This is a genomic window from Paenarthrobacter nicotinovorans (assembly GCF_021919345.1).
Lineage (GTDB): Bacteria > Actinomycetota > Actinomycetes > Actinomycetales > Micrococcaceae > Arthrobacter > Arthrobacter nicotinovorans.
The window spans coordinates 2,350,936-2,368,211 of record NZ_CP089293.1; the positions used below are offsets into that span (position 1 = coordinate 2,350,936).

Annotated in this window: 15 protein-coding genes; 6 read left to right on the forward strand and 9 right to left on the reverse strand. The window is 62.2% G+C overall.

Annotation, left to right across the window (positions count from 1 at the left end; translation table 11 throughout):
- Positions 1 to 28: 28 nt before the first annotated feature.
- Positions 29 to 1,357: a Mur ligase family protein gene (locus JMY29_RS10945; protein ID WP_189075507.1), complete on the forward strand. Its 1,329-nt coding sequence runs from the start codon at positions 29 to 31 to the stop codon at positions 1,355 to 1,357.
- On the forward strand, positions 1,354 to 2,127 hold the full coding sequence (locus tag JMY29_RS10950; protein WP_110504699.1) for a type 1 glutamine amidotransferase: 774 nt from the start codon (positions 1,354 to 1,356) through the stop codon (positions 2,125 to 2,127). The genes JMY29_RS10945 and JMY29_RS10950 overlap by 4 nt, the downstream gene beginning before the upstream one ends.
- A gap of 3 nt (positions 2,128 to 2,130) precedes the next feature.
- On the opposite strand, the gene JMY29_RS10955 is transcribed toward JMY29_RS10950, so the two are convergent.
- Positions 2,131 to 3,396, reverse strand: a complete 1,266-nt coding sequence (locus JMY29_RS10955; protein WP_189075506.1) for a CapA family protein — start codon at positions 3,394 to 3,396, stop codon at positions 2,131 to 2,133.
- A gap of 72 nt (positions 3,397 to 3,468) precedes the next feature.
- Here JMY29_RS10955 and JMY29_RS10960 point away from each other — a divergent pair, with 72 nt between their 5' ends.
- Positions 3,469 to 5,481, forward strand: a complete 2,013-nt coding sequence (locus tag JMY29_RS10960) for a M3 family metallopeptidase (RefSeq protein ID WP_189075505.1) — start codon at positions 3,469 to 3,471, stop codon at positions 5,479 to 5,481.
- A gap of 57 nt (positions 5,482 to 5,538) precedes the next feature.
- On the opposite strand, the gene pdxS is transcribed toward JMY29_RS10960, so the two are convergent.
- The 7 genes from pdxS to JMY29_RS10995 form a co-directional block, all read right to left on the reverse strand.
- Positions 5,539 to 6,465 (reverse strand): pyridoxal 5'-phosphate synthase lyase subunit PdxS, encoded by a 927-nt coding sequence (pdxS, locus tag JMY29_RS10965; protein WP_020608520.1) that lies wholly within the window; start codon positions 6,463 to 6,465, stop codon positions 5,539 to 5,541.
- Between the two features lie 213 nt (positions 6,466 to 6,678).
- Positions 6,679 to 7,305 carry a phosphatidylinositol phosphate synthase gene (gene pgsA, locus JMY29_RS10970; RefSeq protein ID WP_189075504.1) on the reverse strand — a complete coding sequence of 209 codons (627 nt, stop codon included), beginning with the start codon at positions 7,303 to 7,305 and terminating at the stop codon, positions 6,679 to 6,681.
- The gene (locus JMY29_RS10975; RefSeq protein WP_026267169.1) at positions 7,295 to 7,888 is read right to left on the reverse strand and encodes an HIT family protein; all 594 of its coding nucleotides are present in this window, start codon (positions 7,886 to 7,888) and stop codon (positions 7,295 to 7,297) included. The genes pgsA and JMY29_RS10975 overlap by 11 nt, the downstream gene beginning before the upstream one ends.
- A gap of 18 nt (positions 7,889 to 7,906) precedes the next feature.
- On the reverse strand, positions 7,907 to 9,916 hold the full coding sequence (thrS, locus tag JMY29_RS10980; RefSeq protein WP_018777771.1) for a threonine--tRNA ligase: 2,010 nt from the start codon (positions 9,914 to 9,916) through the stop codon (positions 7,907 to 7,909).
- Positions 9,917 to 10,044: 128 nt separating this feature from the next.
- Entirely contained in the window at positions 10,045 to 13,545 is a 3,501-nt protein-coding gene (locus tag JMY29_RS10985) for a DNA polymerase III subunit alpha (RefSeq protein WP_189075503.1), read from the reverse strand.
- 3 nt (positions 13,546 to 13,548) lie between these two features.
- Positions 13,549 to 13,881 (reverse strand): DUF6504 family protein, encoded by a 333-nt coding sequence (locus JMY29_RS10990; RefSeq protein ID WP_039241704.1) that lies wholly within the window; start codon positions 13,879 to 13,881, stop codon positions 13,549 to 13,551.
- 81 nt (positions 13,882 to 13,962) lie between these two features.
- Positions 13,963 to 15,018 (reverse strand): FAD-dependent monooxygenase, encoded by a 1,056-nt coding sequence (locus tag JMY29_RS10995; protein WP_189075502.1) that lies wholly within the window; start codon positions 15,016 to 15,018, stop codon positions 13,963 to 13,965.
- A gap of 58 nt (positions 15,019 to 15,076) precedes the next feature.
- On the opposite strand from JMY29_RS10995, the gene JMY29_RS11000 reads away from it, so the two are divergent.
- Together JMY29_RS11000 and JMY29_RS11005 are read left to right on the forward strand one after the other, a co-directional pair.
- Positions 15,077 to 15,613: a TetR/AcrR family transcriptional regulator gene (locus JMY29_RS11000; protein WP_189075501.1), complete on the forward strand. Its 537-nt coding sequence runs from the start codon at positions 15,077 to 15,079 to the stop codon at positions 15,611 to 15,613.
- A gap of 59 nt (positions 15,614 to 15,672) precedes the next feature.
- Complete coding sequence (locus tag JMY29_RS11005; RefSeq protein ID WP_018777776.1) at positions 15,673 to 16,062, forward strand: hypothetical protein; 390 nt, start codon at positions 15,673 to 15,675, stop codon at positions 16,060 to 16,062.
- A 3-nt stretch (positions 16,063 to 16,065) separates the two neighbouring features.
- On the opposite strand, the gene JMY29_RS11010 is transcribed toward JMY29_RS11005, so the two are convergent.
- A complete protein-coding gene (locus JMY29_RS11010) occupies positions 16,066 to 16,812 on the reverse strand; it encodes an SOS response-associated peptidase (protein ID WP_018777777.1) in 747 nt (248 codons plus the stop codon).
- Positions 16,813 to 16,980: 168 nt separating this feature from the next.
- Between JMY29_RS11010 and JMY29_RS11015 the strand changes: the two genes are divergently transcribed.
- Positions 16,981 to 17,238, forward strand: a complete 258-nt coding sequence (locus JMY29_RS11015) for a glutaredoxin domain-containing protein (protein WP_237567090.1) — start codon at positions 16,981 to 16,983, stop codon at positions 17,236 to 17,238.
- The last annotated feature ends 38 nt before the right edge of the window (positions 17,239 to 17,276 follow it).

The window sequence follows — 17,276 nt, forward strand, 5'->3', positions numbered from 1 at the left end:
ATGCCGCGTCTGGGATATATTACAGAGCATGCTTTCCTTCAGCGTTCCCCTCGGCAAGCTGGTCCGCACTCTGTCCCGGCTGCGGGGCGGCGGGTCGGCGTTTCCCGGGCTTGTGGTCGAGAAGATCGACCCCCGGTTCATGCAGCGAACGCTGGCGTCACTGCCGCACGGTGTCGCTGTTGTCAGCGGCACCAATGGCAAGACCACAACTACCAAGATGGTGGTGGAACTCCTCGAAAGCCAGGGCCTGAAGGTCTTCACGAACCGTTCGGGCAGCAACTTCACCCGCGGAGTAGCTGCGTCCCTGCTCGGAGAGGTCGATTGGCGGGGACGGCTTGACGCCGATATCGCCATTCTTGAACTCGACGAAGCACATGCCGTCCACTTCGTTAACAAGGTTCCTCCCCGTTACAGCCTGCTGCTGAATGTCCTCAGGGATCAGCTGGACCGGTTCGGCGAGATCGACAAAACGGCCCGGCTCCTGGAGCACATTGCATCCAAGACCACCGACACCGTCGTCCTGAACCGGGAAGACCCCCGCGTTGCGCGGATAGCCAACATCGTCAACAGCCTCGATGCCGTTCATCACCCCGAGGTGCGGTACTTCGGTCTGGACGAGTCACTCCGCAGCACCTTCCCGAACGACGACGAAATGCGGACAGGCAGTGGACCCTCACCGTCCGGCACGTCCGTGGCCGCAGCGTCCGGTGAGGAAGTCGACTTGCCGGATGCCGACGTCGTGCTTCGCCGGGTAGGTGCCCAGGACGCAGACTTTGAGTTCGACGGCAAGACCGTGACCACAACCATGAAGCTGCGCGGCGTTTACAACATCTTCAACGCTGCCGCGGCGTTGTCGCTGACCCGCGCAGTTCTGGGAACCGGCCCCATTGACACCCCAAAGCTCGTCAAAGCCCTTGGCGACGTCGCCCCGGCATTCGGACGCGGTGAAAGCCTCACGGTGGATGGCCAACCGCTCGAACTCGTGCTGGTAAAGAATCCCAGCGGTTTCCGGCTCGGCCTGAAGTCGTTCCCGGCCGGCGGCTACGCAACCATGATCGCGATCAACGACAACTATGCCGACGGCAGGGACATGTCGTGGCTGTGGGACGTGGAGTTCGAGTCCCTGCGCGAAGGCGGAGTAGAGGTCCTTACGGGGGTCAGGGCCTACGACATGGCCCTCCGGCTGCAGTACGACGACGTGCCCTTCGGCGCCGTGGAGCCGGATATAACAGCAGCACTTCGGACCTTTATCGACGGCTCCCGCGGCAAGCCCAAGCGCATTTTCTGCACGTACACATCAATGCTGGCCATCCGCCGCGAACTCGCCAAAATCACCATAGTTGAGGTGGTCTCATGACCTCGGAAACCCAGCCCACCGCCCATTCACCGGAGGAGCGTGCCCAGTCCACCAAGGGCACTATCCGCGTCCTCCAGCTGTACCCGCGCGAAATGAACATCTACGGCGACTGGGGCAACGCCCTGGTGCTGAAGCAACGGATCAAGTGGCATGGCTACACGCCGGAGCTGCTGGAGTACAACGTGGGAGATGATTTCCCGGACGACGTCGACATCATTGTGGGCGGCGGCGGGCAGGACAGCGGCCAACTTGTCATCCAGGACGACCTTCAGGCGCGCGCGGAGCAGTTGAGGGAGCTGGCCGACAACGGCGCCCCAATGTTGGTGATCTGCGGCCTTTACCAGCTCTTTGGAAAGTTCTTCAAGACCAGCACCGGACCCACTATCCCCGGGATCGGGATCCTGGATGTCGAAACCCAGGGTACGGATGAACGCCTCATCGGCAACGTGATCATGAAGTCCGCCGAGTTCGGCGACATCATGGGCTACGAGAACCACAGCGGTCAGACCACCTTGGGTCCTGGCGTACAACCTCTGGGGACAGTGACCAAAGGTGCGGGCAACAACAGCAAGGACGGCCATGAGGGCGCCAGGTACAACAACGTTGTGGCCAGCTACCTGCACGGTTCATTGCTGCCAAAGAACCCGGCCATCGCCGACTTCCTGATCCGCACCGCTGCGGAGCGCAAGTTCGGCGCTTTCGTGCCGGGATCGCCCGACGACGACTACGCCCGCCTCGCGCGGGAACACGCCGCCCGCCGTCCCCGCTAGGGGCTATCTCTCCTTGGTGATCAGCAGTTCATGTGCGCCTGCACTGGCTGCGCCCATGGATTCGACAACGGTTTGGGTCCTCTGGTGGGTTTCGGCGTCGGCCGCGGGTGTGGCACACACGCCTTGCGGGGCATCGCTGGCCACTGAACACCAACGGTAGGGGTCCCGGACAATCACCGAGGGCGCCCACGCGAGGTCGGAGGCAGTCCAGGTGCCTGCAGCGTTTTGGCTGAACTGTGCCCTGACCAGCAGCCCTTCGTTGTTGACCACGTACCACGGTGACAATTCCGTGATGCCGTTGCCTAGCCCGTACACGATCCAGGTGCCTTTGTAGTTCTCGATGGGCAGCACGGAGTGGGTGTGATGCCCGTAGATCATGGTGAACTGCCCGCTGTCCACGAGTGCATGCGCCACATCCTGCTGTTGGGCATTGGGTTCGCTCGCGTATTCGTCACCCGCGTGCATGACTCCCAGGACAATGTCAGCACCGAGGGCCCTGGCTTGGGTTGCCTTGGCAATCATGGTTGCAGGATCGAGTTCGTCCACGAGCCAGGGGTATTCCGGAATCTGTCCGTTGTGGCCATAGGTTCCGATGATGACCGCGACCTTGGCCGCGTCGGTCTGGAGCATCAGGATTTCCTTGGAGGCAGCCTCCGTCCGGTAGGAACCGGTGTGCTTCAGCCCTGCGGCATCGAGGGCATCAAGGGTCCTGAGCAGACCCTCAGTGCCGCGGTCAATGGTGTGGTTGCTCGCGGTGGTGCAGGCTTGGTAGCCAATGTCCTTCGATGCGGTGACAATCTGCGGCGGTACATTGAACGACGGGTAGGCCGAGAAAGGCCCTTCGGGCGTGGCCACCGGAGTCTCCTGGTGGCAGATGGCGAGGTCGCTGCTGTTGACGTAGCGCCGCTGTCCTTCGAGGAGCGGGACGAAGGTGTAGCCGGGCAAGCCAGCGGCGGCGGCGTCTGCCCTTGCCTGCTGCCATAACTGGGTGTGGACCAGCATGTCGCCCGTCACGGTGATGGAGGTACAGCGGAGTTCAGGGCAGGCAGGTCCCTTGCCTGGAGTTGGATTCGGAGCGGGAGTACGTGTGGGCATAGGCGACTCCGCCGCGGGAGACGTTGCTGCGGTGCTCCGGTCCGGATCTGTGTTCTCGGCTACGATGCCGCAGGCGCCAAGGGTCATCGCAAGGGCGACCACTATGGCAGGCGCTGCCGATCGGCGAAGCCGGATCCATCTCGTCGCAGATGTGAGATTCCCCATGATTTTCATCCTACGGCGAAGTCGCGCGGAACCAGGCGTGCCGCTCTTGAGGACACGATTCTTACGTGAAAGAGTCACTTCATGACCAATCCCCTGCTTGACCCCAACCCCCTGCCGTACGGACTGCCGCCCTTCGCGCACATCTCTGCGGCCCACTATGCCGAGGCAGTGGAGGCCGGGCTGGCAGCTCACCTGGAGGAGATAGACGCGATCACCGGCAATGCGGACCCTGCCACCTTCCTGAACACAGCGGTGGCAATGGAGCGCTCCGGCCTTCTCCTGAACAGGGCAGCAGCGGCCTTCTTCACCCTTGTCTCAGCGGATGCGGGCGATGACATCAAGGCGCTTGAAACTGAACTTTCCCCCAGGTTTTCGGCCCACCAGGACGCCGTGTACATGAACCGCGGCCTCTACGAACGCTTCTCTGCCATCGACGTCGACGGCCTCGATGCTGAGTCCGTCCGGCTGGTGCAGGAATACCTCAAGGAGTTCCGCCAGTCCGGCATCCAGCTCGATGACGCCGGACAGGACCGGCTCCGTACAGTCAACGCCGAACTCTCCCGGCTGGGCACTGAATTCGGCCAGCGGACCAAGGAAGCGATGAAAGCCTCCGCCCTGCTTCTCGACAACCCGGCCGACCTTGCCGGCCTGCCGGAAGAGGACGTCGCAGGCGCCGCTGAAGCTGCGAAGGCCGCCGGTCACGACGGCAAGTACCTCCTCACCTTGATCCAACCCAGCAACCAGCCCGCTCTCGCGTCCCTCGAAAACCGGACCATCCGCCGTCGTTTGTTTGAAGCGTCCCTGTCGCGCGGCACTGATGGCGGACCACTGGACGTGCGGGAAATTGTGACGGCGACCGTGCGGTTGCGTGCGGAAAAGGCAGCCCTGCTCGGCTTCGCCAACTTTGCTGAACTCGTGGTGGACCAACAGACCGCGCCGGACTTCAGCGATGTCCAGGCCATGCTGCGCCGGTTGGCACCCGCAGCCGTCCGCAACGCACAAGCCGAGGCCGATGCCCTGGCCGGAACCGCGGGACATCACCTCGAGCCGTGGGACTGGGCCTACTACTCAGCCCGGGTCCGGAAGGAAAAATTCCAGGTGGACGAGCAGGCGATCCGCCCCTACTTCGCCCTGGAAAGCGTGCTGAACGACGGCGTCTTCCACGCTGCGACCCAGCTATATGGCATTACGTTCCATGAACGCGAAGACCTCGAGGGATACCATCCCGACGTGCGCGTGTGGGAAGCCCGCGACGAAGACGGGACTGGCCTCGGCCTCTTCCTTGGCGACTACTACACCAGGGAGAGCAAACGTGGCGGGGCGTGGATGAACTCCCTCGTTGAACAGTCGAGCCTCCTGGGTACGCGCCCCGTGGTGATCAACAACCTCAACATCACCAAGCCCGCTCCAGGCGAGCCCACGCTGTTGTCCCTGGATGAGGTCCGGACAGTGTTCCACGAATTCGGCCATGCACTGCACGGCCTGTTCTCCAGTGTTACGTACCCGCGCTTCTCCGGGACATCCGTGCCCCGGGACTTTGTGGAATACCCGTCGCAGGTCAACGAAATGTGGATCATGTGGCCCGAGGTCCTGGCCAACTACGCCCGGCACCACAGCAGCGGGGAAGCGCTCCCCCAAGTCATCGTGGATAAGCTCAACGACTCATTGTTGTGGGGCGAAGGCTTCGCGACGACAGAATACCTGGGCGCCGCTTTGCTTGACCTTTCCTGGCATGTGCTTTCCCAAGCCGACGTACCCGGGGATGTTCTGGCGTTCGAAGCCAAGGCACTTGCCGAGGCATCCGTTGCCCACCCTTTGATCCCGCCGCGTTACCGCAGCGGCTATTTCCAGCACATCTTCGCCGGCGCGGGCTACGCAGCCGGGTACTACTCGTACATCTGGAGTGAGGTCCTCGATGCGGACACGGTGGAATGGTTCAAGGAAAACGGCGGGTTGACCCGCGCCAACGGTGACCGGTTCAGGTCCGAACTGCTCTCACGGGGCAACAGCCGTGACCCTCTGGAGTCATTCCGCTTGTTCCGCGGACGCGACGCCGAACTGGCACCACTCCTGAAGCGCCGCGGCCTCGACTAGGAACGACGGCGGCCGACCACCCTTGGGGGTGGCCGGCCGCCGCCGTACGGTTAGCTGTTACCAGCCGCGCTCTGCGAGGCGGTGGGGCTGCGGGATTTCGTCGACGTTGATGCCGACCATCGCTTCGCCCAGGCCGCGGGAGACCTTGGCGATAACATCGGGGTCATCGTAGAACGTGGTGGCCTTGACGACGGCGGCGGCACGCTCTGCCGGGTTGCCGGACTTGAAGATACCCGAACCGACGAACACGCCATCGGCACCGAGCTGCATCATCATAGCCGCATCAGCCGGGGTCGCGATGCCACCGGCAGTGAACAACACCACCGGAAGCTTGCCCGTGGCAGCGATTTCCTTGACCAGCTCATACGGGGCCTGCAGCTCCTTGGCCGCAACATACAGCTCGTCCTCGGGAAGGGCGGCGAGCTTGGCGATCTCGGACCGGATCTTGCGCATGTGACCGGTAGCGTTGGAAACATCGCCGGTACCGGCTTCGCCCTTGGACCGGATCATCGCCGCGCCCTCGTTGATACGGCGCAACGCCTCACCGAGGTTGGTGGCACCACAAACGAAGGGAACGGTGAAGTTCCACTTGTCGATGTGGTTGATGTAGTCCGCCGGGGTCAGGACCTCGGACTCATCGATGTAGTCAACACCGAGGGACTGCAGGACCTGGGCTTCGACGAAGTGGCCGATACGGGCCTTGGCCATCACCGGGATGGACACGGCAGCGATGATCTGATCGATCATGTCCGGATCGGACATGCGGGACACGCCACCCTGGGCGCGGATATCAGCCGGGACACGCTCAAGCGCCATCACGGCGACCGCACCGGCATCCTCGGCGATGCGGGCCTGCTCGACGTTAACGACGTCCATGATGACGCCGCCCTTGAGCATCTCAGCCATGCCCCGCTTAACGCGGCTGCTGCCCGTGACGCTGTTCGCGGACGAACCGGCTTCGTTGCTTACATCTGGTGTAGACACAAAAACCCCTATGGGTAGATAAACGACCTTCTTGCCGGAGGCACGCGCAGCACACGACCGCGTTCAGCGCACACCGGGTTTCAGGTCAAGGTGACCAAGTACTAGTAATAGTAGTCGCACGTTGCATGGCGGCAGTACATTCATTACCGCCTTGCAGGGCAACAAACAGGGGTGTGGTAGGACACCTGCACAATCGGCGGGAGCCGACTCTGGTCAGATGCCAGTTCCCTCGGCCTCTGCCATGGCCTGCTTGCGGACCGTAGCCATTCTTTGGACGACCGTGACCATACTGGCCAGTGCCAGCAGGACCAGGGTTGCAAACAGCACCACGCGTGGAAGTCCCAAGCCCGTGAGTCCGGTAATCAGCAGGACCGAGGCCAGCCGTTCAGCCCGTTCCGCGATTCCTACGCTCGCCTTGTAGCCGAGCGATTCCGCTTTGGCCCTGGCATAGGACACAACCATGCCCAGGACCAGGCAGACGACGGCGGCCGTTCCGATCGAGGTGTCCTTGCCGCCGGTGAAGAACCAGATGGTGAGGCCAGCGAAGATGGCACCATCGGCCAGGCGGTCCAACGTGGAATCAAGGAAGTTCCCCCAGCCGCCGCTGTTGCCTTGCAGCCGGGCCATGATGCCGTCCACGACGTCCGAGAAAGCGAAGAACGCAACCACCACAGAACCCCACCACAAGTGGCCCAAGGGGTAGAGGATGAGTCCGCCCAGGATGACGCCGGCGGTGCCCGCAATAGTGACCGCGTCAGGTGACACGCCGATCCTCAGGAGCCAGCGCGCCAAAGGGGTAAAGAGTGAAGTGAAGAAGCCGCGCGCATGCCTATTGAGCATTCGACTCCCCCGGCCAGGCTTCGGCCACTAGTTTGCGGACCTCGTCCAAGGTCTGCGTGATGGCTTTGGTCTGGGCGATGATGGGAAAGAAATTGCCGTCCCCGCCCCAGCGCGGAACTACGTGCTGGTGAAGATGGGCAGCGATGCCCGCCCCGCCGGTAACACCTTGGTTCATGCCCAGGTTGAAACCGCTGGGATTCGAAACCTTCCGGAGCACACGCATGGCGGTCTGGGTAAGATCAGCGAACTCCGCTGTCTCTTCCACCGTAATATCCGTGTAGTCGGGGACGTGGCGGTAGGGGCAGATCAGCAGGTGGCCCGGGTTGTACGGGAACAGGTTGAGCACGACATAGCAGGTCTTTCCCCGGTGGACGATGAGCGATTCCTCGTCAGAGCGGGTCGGCCCTACACAGAACGGGCAGTCATCCTTGTTCTTGAATTGATCCTGCCCGCCCTTGATGTAGGCCATGCGGTGGGGAGTCCACAGGCGCTGAAACGCATCCGGAACGCCTGCGAGTCCGAAATCATCGGTTACGTCTGCGTCGCCCGGAAGGTCAGCTGCCGCGCCTGTGTTCTCCTGCACCGTCACTTTTCCGTTCCGTCAGCTCTCGCGGTTCTTTACGGCGTCGACTATCCTGCGGACCGCTTCTTCCACGGGAACGCCGTTATCCTGGCTGCCATCCCTGAACCGGAATGACACGGCGCCCGCTTCGGCATCCTCACCGCCGGCAATCAATACAAAGGGAATCTTGTCCTTGCTGGCAGTACGGATCTTCTTCGGGAAGCGATCCGAGGAAATGTCCACCTCGGCACGGATGCCTGCAGCCTTCAGCTGCCCGACGACGTCAAACATGTAGTCGTTGAATGCCTCGGCCACGGGAATGCCAACTACCTGGACCGGAGCAAGCCAGGCCGGGAAGGCCCCGGCATAGTGTTCGGTGAGCACACCCATGAAGCGTTCAACAGAACCGAAGAGTGCCCGGTGGATCATGACGGGACGCTGGCGCGTTCCGTCGGCCGCCTGGTATTCCAGTTCGAAGCGTTCGGGAAGATTGAAGTCCAGCTGGATGGTGGACATTTGCCAGGTCCGGCCCAGCGCGTCCTTCGCCTGAACCGAAATCTTCGGGCCGTAGAACGCGGCTCCACCCGGATCCGGCACGAGTTCCAGCCCGGAAGCGGCTGCAACCTCGGAAAGAGTACGGGTGGCTTCTTCCCAAGCGGCGTCGTCACCAACGAACTTCTCTTCGTTCTTGGTGGACAGTTCCAGGTAGAAATCGTCCAGGCCGTAGTCCTTGAGCAGGCCGAGGACGAAGTTCAGCGTGGTAGTGAGCTCGTCCTTCATCTGCTCGCGGGTGCAGTAGATGTGGGCATCGTCCTGTGTCATGCCGCGAACACGTGTCAGTCCATGCACAACGCCGGACTTCTCGTACCGGTACACCGAACCGAACTCGAACAGGCGCAACGGAAGTTCACGGTATGACCGGCCGCGAGAGCGGAAGATCAGGTTGTGCATGGGGCAGTTCATCGGCTTCAGGTAATAGTCCTGGGCCGGCTTGCGCACCGTGCCGTCCTCGTTGAATTCGGCGTCCACCTGCATGGCGGGGAACATGCCGTCCTTGTACCAGTCAAGGTGGCCTGAGACCTCGTACAGGTGACCCTTGGTGATGTGGGGTGTGTAGACAAATTCGTAGCCGGCGTCCACGTGGCGTTGGCGGGAGTAGTCCTCCATCGCCTTGCGGATGATCCCGCCCTTGGGGTGGAACACCGGGAGGCCTGAGCCCAGTTCATCCGGGAAGGAGAACAGATCCAACTCGACACCGAGCTTGCGGTGGTCGCGGCGCTCAGCTTCGGCGATGCGCTCCTGGTAGGCCTTCAGTGCTTCCTTGGTAGGCCACGCGGTTCCGTAGATACGCTGCAATTGCTGGTTGTTCTGGTTGCCCAGCCAGTAGGCGGCCGAAGAACGCGTCAGCGCAAAAGCGTTGGCGATGATCTTGGTGTTCGGAAGGTGCGGGCCGCGGCACAGATCGCACCAAACGCTTTCGCCGCTCTTCCTGTCCACGTTGTCGTAGATGGTGATGTCACCGGCGCCGACTTCGACGTTGACGCCTTCAGCGGCGTCGGAGGCGTCGTTCTTCTTGCCGAGCAGTTCCAGCTTGTAGGGTTCGCCGGCCATGGCTTCGCGCGCTTCGTCTTCGGTGACCACGCGGCGGACGAACTTCTGGTTCTGGTTGATGATCTTCTGCATCATCTTTTCCAGCTGGCGCAGGTCTTCCGGAGTGAAGGGCTCGGAGACATCGAAATCGAAATAGAAGCCGTCAGTGATGTACGGGCCGATGCCAAGCTTGGCATCAGGGCGCAGTTGCTGCACGGCCTGGGCCATGACGTGCGCGGTGGAGTGACGGAGGACGTTGAGGCCATCGGGAGATTCGATGGTGACACCTTCGACGTCGGCGTCGGCGGGGAGGACCTGGTCGAGGTCCTTGAGTTCGCCGTTGACACGGGCTACAACGACGTCGCGGCGCTCGAAGAAGAGTTCCGCGCCGGTAGTCCCTTCCGTCACCTTTGTCTCTTCGCCATCGACGATGAGGGTGATCTGTTGGGCATCTGACACGGGTGTCTCCTATTCATAGTTAAGGCTTCATAGCTTGTGGCGTACGGGGACCACAGCCAGCCACCGTCAATCGTATCCGCTCCGGCGAGGGCGGCCAAAGCAGCACGCCGGGCCGGGATTCAGGGTGTTCAGCTTCCCAGCCCGGTAATGGCAAGGTTCCGTGTAATGCCGTGGAGGGGGCCGGGAATCGTGTATTCGTCCGTCGGCACTTCACCGCCGCGGATGATTTCCGGATAAGGAAGCGATTCGGGCCGGCCAAGGTCCCAGGCCTTGCTCGCGCTCAGGCTGATTCCCCTGGGACCTGTCCTCCTGGTGGTTCCCCGGATCAGCAGCAAGCGTGTGCCGAACAGCAACGGTCCCGATTCTTCCTGGGCTTCGTGGAAGAAAACCGAATCCACACATCCAGTGCCGTCATCGATACTGATGAAGACCACCCGCCGCCCACCGCGCATGGGAGGGGTTTGGGTGGCAACGCGCACCCCGGCCACCAGGACCTCCGTTCCGTTGCGCAAGCCAAGGAGTTGGTCGGCCGTCGTCACTCCCAATTTCGCCAGGAGGGGCCGGTGGCTTTCCATCAAGTGTTCGCTGACATCCACGGCCATGAGGTCAAGCTCTGCCCTGACATTTTCAATCATTGTGGTGGGAGGAAGTTCCGGGGCGAGGTTCTTCAGCTCGACATCTCCCAGTGCAAACGACAACTGCCCTTCGATGACACCGTTCGGTTTTTTTGAGGGATTGTTCTGCATGGCTTGGAGATGCTGGACAAGGTCAGCACGGTTCGCCTTTCCACCGGAGTCTTTGTGCAGGGCATCGAAGGCGCCGAGTTGGGCCAGTCTTTTGATGTTTGGCTTGCTCACCCTGGCCCGGGTCCTCAGATCGGCCAAAGAATCGAAGGGCTGCCCGGCAACGATCCTCTTCAGCTCAGCCTTTGAGAGCCCGTAGATACCCGACAGGCTCAACCGGATGCCGAGTTTGCCGTTGTCCGGGCCTCCCACGATTTTCTCAACCCTGTACTCAGCCTGGCTCCGGTTGATGTCCAGCGGCAGGATGGGAATACCGAGCCTGCGGGCTTCAGCCACCAATAGCCGCTTGGGGTACATCCCGGGATCATGCTCCCACAGGCCCGCCAGGAAGGCTTCGGGGTGATGGGCTTTCAGCCAGGCCGACTGGTAGGTAGGAACAGCAAAGGCAGCCCCGTGTGCCTTGCAGAACCCAAAGCTGCCAAAGGCCTTGAGCGTGCCCCAGACCTTGTCCACCACTTCAGGGGTGTAGCTCCTGATCGCTTCCCTACGGAAGTACTTCTCCACCTCGGGTTCACGGACTTCATCACCGAGTGCCCGCCGGAATTCATCAGCCCTTGCCAGTCCGCACCCGGTCATGACATCGAAGGTCTTCAGGATCTGCTCATGGAACACCGTCACACCATGGGTTTCCTCCAAAACTGGTTTGAGGTCCTGATGCGGGTACACCTCAGGTGCAAAACCGTGCCTGTGCTCCAGGAAGGGACGCACCATATCCGACTTCATGGGCCCGGGCCGGAACAAAGAAATATCAATGATGAGGTCGTTGAATTCACGCGGGGCCATCTTCCCGATGAGTTCCCGTTGACCCGGCGACTCGATCTGGAAACACCCCAGTGTGTGGGTGCTCCGGATCAGTTCAAACGTTGGCTCGTCGTCGAAAGGAACGGCGTTGAGCTCAATCCTCCCGTCCTCGTCAATGAAGTCCGGCCCTGAGCCTTCCGGTCCTGCCGGGTGCCTTCCAGCAGCAACCACTTCGGCTTTGGAAGGATGCAGCCGGATTACCTCCCTTACGGCGAAGGCCATTGCGCTTTGCATCCGTACACCCAGGACATCCAGTTTGAGCATGCCCATGGGATCCATGTCGTGTTTGTCGAACTGGCTCATGGGCAAGCCAAGGCCGCTGGGCTGGACAGGGGTCCGGTCAAGGAGGGTGGCATCTCCCAGGATGACGCCGCAAGGGTGCATGGAAATGTGCCGGGGCAGCCGGTCAAGCCTTTCGGTCAGGTCCACCAGGAGGTCGAGTTGCTGGTTCTCCTCCATTCCTCCGCGTTCCACCCGGCCGGCAAAGTCACGAAGCTCAGGCTTTTCCACCAGCGCTTCGCGGAATTTCCTTGCGGAGAATCTCCAGAGCTGCTTGGCGATATCGCTGACTTCGCCTTCATCCATCCCCAGCGCCATACCGGCATCCCTGACAGCACCACGTGCCCTGTACCCGTTCTGCATGCTCATGAGGGTCACCCGTTCAGACCCGAACCGATCAAAAATCTTCCGGTACACGTTGTGGCGTTCCGCGCTTTCGACGTCGATGTCGATGTCAGGAAGTGTTGACCGGCGTCCGGACAGAAACCGTTCAAAAATGAGGTCGTGGCGGATGGGATCAACCTGGCTGATGTCGATCAGGTAATTGACCAGGCTGGAGGCCCCTGAGCCACGTGCGGCAACCCTGACGCCCATGTCCAGGATCATCTTGGAAACCTCTGCCACGGTAAGGAAATAGGATCCGAAGCCGAGCCTGCCGATGATCCCCAGTTCGTGCTGCAGCCGCGAGCGCACCCGGTTCTCCGCTTCTGCACTGATGCCGGGGAAACGTCTGGTGATTCCTGCTTCGCAGCGTTGGGTCAGTTCCACCATGGGGTGGTTGTCGATGCCAATGATGGAGGCCTCGGGAACGACGGGTTGTTTCCATCCCATGTCCGGAACGGGGTCAATCCGGCATTTGTCGGCGAGCGCTTCAGTGTTCGCGAGCAGTTTGTTCAGGCCGGCTTGTCCCAGGCCCGCTGCGTTCATGATTTCTTTGCCGAGCTGGAGCATGTGGTGGCGGTTTTTCAGCCATCCCTGCCCGGTGGGTTGGAGCATGGGCGCGGCGGAGAGCTCGGGGAGGGATTTCAGGGTGCGTGCTGAGTCCAGGACGTCGGCGGTTGCCGCGCCGTCCTGGGCGCAATAACGCACGGCGTTGCTGAGGATGGCGGGGACGTTGTATTCGAGGGCGAGTTTGAGCATGCGGACGGCATGGGCTGTGCTGAGGGGTTCGCCCGGTGCGCTGAGGTGGGACACGGTTTCGGCGACGATGGTGCCTGGTGGCATGGCGTCGATCCATTGTTTGAAGAGGGTTCTGGGCCTCAGGTATTTTCGTCCGCCCATGGCTCTTCCGACATCGGAGTCCGGTCCGATCATGACCGTGAGGACGGGTTTGAGGGTTGTGGGGTCCAGGGTCCTGGAGGCAAGTTCTCCCCTGGTTACTGCTACGGGGACTGCTCCTCCGGCTTTTCCCGAGGTGCGTGCGTGGGCATCCGATACCAAGCGGCACAGTGCCCGGTATCCGGCACCGTTGTTATGGCCGTGGGCCAGTACGACGACGCGTCCCGCGACCTGGGTGCGGTGGTCGCCGTCGTCGTCGAAGACTGCCAGGTCAACGCCGACTATGGGGTCGATGCCTGCGTCCATGCAGGCTTTGAGGTGTTTGACGGTGCCATAGAGGCCGTCCCTGTCTGTGCAGGCGAGCGCCGTTGCTCCGTCGGCTGCGGCTGTTTGGGCTAGTTCGTCGGGCCAGGAGACGCCGTAGTGCGCGCTGAAGGCGGTTGAGACGTGCAGGTGGGTAAAGCTCAAGGTTCACGCTGCTTCGTCTGGTTCGACGGATCGGGCCGGGGCGGCGTCGTGGATGCGGAGCAGTCTCCACCGGCCGCTGCCGAGGTGCCGAACCAGGTCCAGTGTGATGGCTTGGCCGCTCTGTTGTGGTTGAAGCTGGACCCGCCAGATCTCGTGGTCGACCAGGCCTGCGCCGCCGCCGATGGGTGCACGGTTTTCTTCGACCCACCATTGGCGGCGTTCGAACCAACGGACGGGCTCGTTGGTGACGGTGTAATGCGCCCCTTTCCATTGAACTTCCTGTGGCTGGCCTGTTTCCGTGCAGATCACTCCGACGGACTCGCTGAACAGCCCCATTTCACACCTCGTTACGCCGGTCCGGTTTGATTCGAAAGTATGTTCGAATAATTCCAGTTTACGCCGACGTACGGGCAAAACCTACTTCGAAGATCCGGCCTGTGCAGAAGCCTTGGAGACACGCTTTCCAACCCGCCTCAGCAGGCCATCACGCCACGGTTGCATTCCTTGCGCCAGCGCGACGCTTCCCATAAGGGCCGAGGCGAGCCTTAGCTGCTGGGTGCGGAGGACGCGCTTCCTGCCATAGGCGGCGAGCGCGGAATCCGGGGGTTGTTCGTTGAGCAGGTCCCCTAACGTCACGGCATCGATGAGCGCTTCGCAGGCGCCCCTGCCCAGGTTTGGTGTCATGGCGTGGGCAGCATCCCCCACCAACACCACGTTGCCCCGGGAGTAGCGGGCCAATGGCGGGGTTGTCCAGATGCGCTGGGCCAGGGAGGTTTCCGGTGACGCCTGGGCAAGAACAGCCTTTACGGCCTCCGAGTATCCGGCATAGCGGCGCCGGGTAACGTCCAGGGCTTCGAGGACATCCACCTTGTCCGGTCCAAGATCCGACCGGTAGGAGGCATACCAGTTGGTTCCGCCTACCGCTGGTGCCAGGCCGAAGATCTCTCCCCTGCCCCAGTACTCGCCGACATCACCGGCCTGGGGCGTGCTTGGGACCACTCCCCTGACGGCCAGGTACGGGGTTGGCCTGGCGGCGCTCCGTTGGCCCCAATGGCTTCGCCGGACCACACTGTTGACCCCGTCCGCACCCACGGTCAGCCACGCTCCACCCGGGACACTGTCAACCCTGCCCACCACGCGGCTTACCGATGACGGCACCGCCGTGTTCAACAGCCTCAGCAGCTCGGGCCGGGATATGCCCACCAGCCCTCCCCCTTCCATGGACAGCACCGCTTCTCCCTGGGGGCTGCGCAGGGCTCCGGCTGTGATGACGGATCCCCGGCTCCGCACAGGACCGAGGATTCCGATTTTCGACAAGGCATCCTGGGCTCCGGGCCACATGGCCAGTGTTGTCCCCACGGTTGGCAGCTGGGGCCTTTGTTCGTACACCGTGACGTCGAACGCGCCCGGGTCCAGTCTTGCTGCGAGCGCCAGGCCGGCAATGCCCCCACCGATGATGTTCACCTTTTTCATGCCCACACTGTACTACTACATTTGTAGTAACAACAGGGAGTGAAGCTAGACTTTGGCCATGGCCGACCGACGAACCCAGCTAGCCGACGCCGCGCTCGCCGTCGTCGCCGAGCAGGGCCTCAAAGGACTGACCCACCGTGCCGTCGATGCCCGGGCCGGCGTCGCCCTCGGAACCACGTCGAACTACTTCCGCAACCGCGCCGCCCTGGTGGGTGCCGCCGTCGACCGCGTTGAAGAACTGGACAGCCTCCTGCTGCAAGGTGACCAGAGGGAGCTTCCGACGACGACGGCGGCCTTGGCGGAGCAGCTCGCCGCTGCGGTCATGGGACTCACCGATACGAACGCCCCGCTCACCAGGGCGCGATTCGTCTTCGCCCTCGACCAGCCCGAAACAGTGGCCGCCGGTCATGAGCGGCTGGTCTCCGCTTTGGCGCAGCTGCTCGAACGCCTGGGATTATCCGATCCCCGGGCCCGCGCCGAAGCGGTATCCGATTACAGCGACGGCCTGGCCTTGCACCTGCTCACCGCACGCAAGGGCAAAGGCGTCGACAAGGCAGCTGTCGCCAAGAACATCCAACTGCTCCTGGAAGGGTGAGCGGCCCCGGATGAGCCGGAGGGGTGGACGGCAGCCGGTCCGCAGAGCAGGATTGTGGCATGAGCACCAATGACGCACTCCTGAAGCAGGTCAACATCTCCGCCGCGGACGACCACCTCGTGGCCCGATTCGAAATTGACGGCAACATACCAGGCTCCGGCGCTTACGTCGTGGGCCTTGTTGCTGCCAGCGAAGACTACTCCTCACAGCGCCGGCTCGGCATCGAGTTCATGAACGGCGAAGCGATTTCGTTCTATTCCTTCAACCACTCGCTCAGCGCGGAGGAAAACTACGACATCAAAGGCGTGGAGCATTCCGGCAACGTCATCACCGGGAACTTCCCCATGTCCGCCATCCACGGACTCAGCAAAGGCCACGTCATGACCGCCTTCAGCGAAGCTGACGGCCGGGAATTCCAGTCCGGCGTACCGGTGAACGAAGCACTCTGACTCTCAGAAGAGTCCTTCCACCGGTTCGATAAGTTCCGGTGAGTTGTTGCGGACATTTCCGACGGCGGTCCCCACCGGGTCCAGCGTCCAGTCAGCAGCAGCATCGTGCGCCCTCGAACGGACCATGTCCACCAGCCCTGCGGCGTCCTTCTCCCGCGGATCCAGCCATGCCTCCATTGTCTCTGTGCTCATCGGCAACGGAACACGGTCATGGAGCGCAGTGAGTTCGTCGAACACGGAGGCGCTGCGCCGTGTTCGGGCCGAGTCCGCCGTCGGAGTGTCTGCGGTGAGGATGGACATCGACAGCAGCCAGCGGCCCGGATCGTCCGCCGGTGCCGCCTGGTCCCGCCACCACTCATACAAACCGGCAAACACCAGACCGTGCGCGTCGCCCGGATGAACATAATAGGGCTGCTTGTTCTTTCCCTCGCCCTTCTTCCACTCGTAGTAGCCGTCAGCCGGCACCGCACAACGGCGGGCCACAGCAGCCTTCTTGAAGGAAGGCTTTTCCAGAAGGGTCTCACTGCGGGCATTGATGAGCCGCGCCCCGCCCTTGGGATCCTTTGCCCAAGAAGGCACCAGCCCCCACTTGGCTACATGGAGCTGCCTCTTGACGTTGTCATCGACCAACCGCTCCAAAACGATCGGAACCGCGTCCGTCGGGGCAACATTCCAGGACTTCTCCAGGGCGATCTCGTTCTCAAGTTCGGCATCAAAATCGGCGAGCAGGTCTCCCACCGCACGGGCCATTACGTAACGTCCACACATGGCAACAGTCTGCCCTTTCCCGGGAAAACGCACCAGCGCGGGCGTGTGAGGCAACCCGTCTTCGTCGCCGGACGGGAATTATTCGGCACCGGGTTACCGTTGTTACGAACGAACCACTCCGTGCAAACGACAAATACTGAGGAGAGCTCTGTGGATTTCACTCCCGACTCCGGCACCATCACCATGTTCTCGACCACCTGGTCCGGCTACTGCAACCGCTTGAAGAAGCAGCTGGACGCCAAGGGCATCGGCTACACCGAGATCAACATCGAAGAAGTAGATGGCACGGCCGAACTCGTCGAGCAGCTCAACGGAGGCAACCGCACGGTACCCACCGTCCTCTTCCCGGACGGAACTGCCGCGACCAACCCCTCGGCGTCCGAGGTGGAAAGCCGCCTCGCCGCCTAGGTCCATCCGCATACGGCCGCTGGGCCCGCTCGGAACAA

Coding starts and splice junctions, on each gene's coding strand:
- JMY29_RS10945 (WP_189075507.1), top strand. CDS start 29: ATGCTTTCCTTCAGCGTTCCCCTCGGCAAGCTGGTCCGCACTCTGTCC.
- JMY29_RS10950 (WP_110504699.1), top strand. CDS start 1,354: ATGACCTCGGAAACCCAGCCCACCGCCCATTCACCGGAGGAGCGTGCC.
- JMY29_RS10955 (WP_189075506.1), bottom strand. CDS start 3,396: ATGAAAATCATGGGGAATCTCACATCTGCGACGAGATGGATCCGGCTT.
- JMY29_RS10960 (WP_189075505.1), top strand. CDS start 3,469: ATGACCAATCCCCTGCTTGACCCCAACCCCCTGCCGTACGGACTGCCG.
- pgsA (WP_189075504.1), bottom strand. CDS start 7,305: ATGCTCAATAGGCATGCGCGCGGCTTCTTCACTTCACTCTTTACCCCT.
- JMY29_RS10990 (WP_039241704.1), bottom strand. CDS start 13,881: ATGGGGCTGTTCAGCGAGTCCGTCGGAGTGATCTGCACGGAAACAGGC.
- JMY29_RS10995 (WP_189075502.1), bottom strand. CDS start 15,018: ATGAAAAAGGTGAACATCATCGGTGGGGGCATTGCCGGCCTGGCGCTC.
- JMY29_RS11000 (WP_189075501.1), top strand. CDS start 15,077: ATGGCCGACCGACGAACCCAGCTAGCCGACGCCGCGCTCGCCGTCGTC.
- JMY29_RS11005 (WP_018777776.1), top strand. CDS start 15,673: ATGAGCACCAATGACGCACTCCTGAAGCAGGTCAACATCTCCGCCGCG.
- JMY29_RS11010 (WP_018777777.1), bottom strand. CDS start 16,812: ATGGCCCGTGCGGTGGGAGACCTGCTCGCCGATTTTGATGCCGAACTT.